The sequence below is a fragment of the Streptomyces sp. NPDC055955 genome (assembly GCF_042270245.1).
GTDB lineage: Bacteria > Actinomycetota > Actinomycetes > Streptomycetales > Streptomycetaceae > Streptomyces.
This window is the reverse complement of the sequence record NZ_JBHJYS010000052.1, coordinates 1-3,358: the sequence shown is the minus strand read 5'-3', so window position 1 is coordinate 3,358 and position 3,358 is coordinate 1. Positions and strand designations below refer to the sequence as shown.

Annotated in this window: 3 protein-coding genes; all 3 read left to right on the top strand. The window is 69.7% G+C overall.

Features of this window, described 5'->3' with window-relative positions; all coding sequences use genetic code 11:
* Positions 1-341 precede the first annotated feature (341 nt).
* Entirely contained in the window at positions 342-626 is a 285-nt protein-coding gene (locus tag ACFC96_RS46000) for a DUF5133 domain-containing protein (protein WP_376268579.1), read from the top strand.
* A 251-nt stretch (positions 627-877) separates the two neighbouring features.
* Positions 878-2,887: an alpha-1,4-glucan--maltose-1-phosphate maltosyltransferase gene (locus ACFC96_RS45995; protein ID WP_376618704.1), complete on the top strand. Its 2,010-nt coding sequence runs from the start codon at positions 878-880 to the stop codon at positions 2,885-2,887.
* On the top strand, positions 2,884-3,358 hold a 475-nt coding region (locus ACFC96_RS45990; protein WP_376268576.1), incomplete at its 3' end, for an alpha-amylase family glycosyl hydrolase. The genes ACFC96_RS45995 and ACFC96_RS45990, both read left to right, overlap by 4 nt.

The window sequence follows — 3,358 nt, the reverse complement described above, 5'->3', positions numbered from 1 at the left end:
AGCTGACCTCGACATCGAGGTGGTAGTAGCAGGGCACTGCGTTATTCATCGTCTTCGGCTCCTCACCGGCGAAGCTCCCGCTCGTCGCTCGCCCCCCACGGGCCGTACCCCGAACACGTAGCGTGAGCACTGATCGCTCCTGAGTCAGCCTCAGCATGCGAGCGCTACTCCATTCGTGCAACACGAGGAGCCCCCTCCGGCGCCGTTGAAGCTCCAACAGGACGGGAAGTGCCGCCAAATGCACCATGGGACGGGGTACCGATCGGCGTAACGGTTCGGCACCTCTCCGTGCACGGCCCCCGCGCACCGACCCGGTGCACCGTGCGCTCCAAGAGTGGGAAGTGAACAGCCACATGTTGCTGCCTACCAAAACCGAAGTCGCCAGTCATCTGGCGCAGTACCGCGCATGGGAACGCCTGCGGCTCGCGGCACCCGCCGACCGCCAGGTGCGGGCCCATTTCGAAGACACGGCCTACACGCTGTGCGTGCTGATGGGGAAGCGCTGCGGGCGGGAGGCCGCCGACGCGGCCGAGCGCTATCTCCGCCCCAGCGTGGAGCATCCGCCGATGGCCGCACCGCCGCTCGCGGCACCCGCGGTCGCGGTCGCCGCCCTCAGCGGGCCGTGAAGCAGGGCCCTCCGGCAGAAGCGGGTCGCCGGCCGACACGCCTGAACCAGGACATTTCCTGACAGGCCGAGCCCGGTCGGCTCCCGTAGCGTGTCGCCGGAGGGACGCAGCCCGTCGACGACAGCCTGCTGTGCCCGGCCGCGTGCCGGGCCAAGTGGTGTGCGAGTGACGGTGCGTCCCGTGGCGCATGTGAACCCGGCGGGCCCCCGACCGAGAGCGGGCCTGCCTCGAGCACGGCGGAGGTGCAACCGATGAACCAAGACACGACGACGGGCCGCGTCCCGATCGTGGACGTACTCCCTGCCGTCGACTGCGGCAGGCGTCCGGCGAAGGCTGTCCCGGGCGAGACGTTCGAGGTCTCCGCCACGCTCTTCGGCGAGGGCCATGCCGCGGTAGCCGCCAATGTCGTGCTGCGCGGCCCCGACGACCGGCCGGGCCCGTGGACCCCGATGCGCGAGCTGTCCCCGGGCAGCGACCGCTGGGGCGCCGACGTCACCCCGACGGGCGTGGGCAACTGGACGTACACGGTCGAGGCGTGGGGCGATCCCGTGTCCTCGTGGCGCCGGTCCGCCGGCATCAAGATCCCGGCCGGGATCGACACGGAGCTGATCCTGGAGGAGGGCGCCGAGCTGTACGAGCGCGCCGCCGCCGGCGTTCCGGAGCAGGCTGGACGGGACGCGGTCCTCGCGGCCGTCGACGCGCTCCGTGACGAGAGCAGGCCACCCGCCGCCCGGCACGCCGCGGCCCTCGCGCCGGACGTGACCGCCGCCCTGGCGGAGCACCCGTTGCGCGAACACGTCTCACGCTCGGCGCCCATGCCCCTGCTCGTGGAACGCGAACGGGCACTGTACGGAGCCTGGTACGAGATGTTCCCCCGCTCCGAGGGCGCCGTGGTGCGCGACGGGGAGCGGCCGGTGAGCGGCACCTTCCGCACGGCGGCCGAACGCCTGCCCGCCGTCGCCGCCATGGGCTTCGACGTGGTCTACCTGCCGCCGATCCACCCCATCGGCACCACGTACCGCAAGGGGCCGAACAACACTCTGTCGGCCGACCGGTGGGATGTCGGTGTGCCGTGGGCGGTCGGCTCGCCCGAGGGCGGTCACGACGCGGTCCACCCCGACCTCGGCACCCTCGACGACTTCGACGCGTTCGTGCGCCGGGCCGCGGACCTGGGCCTGGAGATCGCCCTCGACTTCGCGCTCCAGTGTTCGCCGGACCATCCGTGGGTGGAGAAGCACCCCGAGTGGTTCCACCACCGGCCGGACGGCACGATCGCGTACGCGGAGAACCCGCCGAAGAAGTACCAGGACATCTACCCGATCGCCTTCGACCGGGACATGCCGGGGCTGATCGAGGAGACGACCCGGGTCCTGCGTTTCTGGATGGACCACGGGGTCCGCGTCTTCCGCGTCGACAACCCGCACACCAAGCCCGTCGTGTTCTGGGAACGGGTGATCTCCGACATCAACCGCACCGACCCGGACGTGGTGTTCCTCGCCGAGGCCTTCACCCGGCCCCCCATCATGCGGGCACTCGCCAAGGCCGGTTTCCAGCAGTCGTACACGTACTTCACCTGGCGCGACACGAAGCAGGAGCTCACCGAGTACCTCACGGAGCTCTCCCGGGAGACGGCCGCCTACATGCGTCCCAACCTGTTCGTGAACACGCCCGACATCCTGCCCGGATACCTGCAGAAGGGCGGCCGCCGCGCCTTCGAGGTACGTGCCGTGCTCGCGGCCACGCTCTCCCCGACCTGGGGGGTGTACGCCGGGTACGAGCTGTGCGAGAACACCCCGGTCCGCGAGGGCAGCGAGGAGTATCTGCACTCGGAGAAGTACGAACTGCGGCCGCGCGACTGGGAGTCGGCCGAGCGGGCGGGACGTTCCATCGCCCCGCTCATCACCACCCTGAACCGCGTCAGGCGGGAACACGGCGCCCTGCGCCTGCTCAGGAACCTCCACTTCCACCGCACCGACAACGACGCGCTGATCGCGTACAGCAAGCGTTCGGGCCCCGACACGGTCGTGGTGGTCGTCAACCTCGACCCCCACCACACCCAGGAGGCGACGGTTTCTCTGGACATGCCGCAGCTCGGACTCGACGCGCACGCGAGCGTGCCGGTCCGCGACGAGCTGACCGGCGAGACATACCAATGGGGCAGGACGAACTTTGTGCGCCTCGAGCCGGGCCGCGCGCCCGCGCACATCCTCACCGTCCTGCGACCGTCCTCACCGCCCACCGGAGGGTCACCCACCACATGATCGTCAACAAGCCCGTCCCGGACACCTTCGAGGACACCCCCACCAGGGACCGGGACCCCGACTGGTTCAAGCGCGCCGTCTTCTACGAAGTCCTCGTCCGCTCCTTCCAGGACAGCAACGGCGACGGCGTGGGCGACCTCAAGGGCATCACGTCCAGGCTGGACTACCTCCAGTGGCTCGGCGTCGACTGTCTCTGGCTGCCACCGTTCTTCAAGTCCCCTCTACGGGACGGTGGTTACGACGTCTCCGACTACACCGCGGTCCTGCCCGAGTTCGGTAATCTCGCGGACTTCGTGGAGTTCGTCGACGCCGCGCACCAGCGCGGGATGCGCGTGATCATCGACTTCGTCATGAACCACACGAGCGATCAGCACCCGTGGTTCCAGGAGTCCCGAAAGGATCCCACCGGCCCCTACGGCGACTACTACGTCTGGGCCGACGACGACAAGCAGTACGAGGACGCGCGGATCA

What these genes read in the sequence shown, in the direction of transcription:
- ACFC96_RS45995 (WP_376618704.1), top strand. Translation starts at nt 878, where the DNA reads ATGAACCAAGACACGACGACGGGCCGCGTCCCGATCGTGGACGTACTC.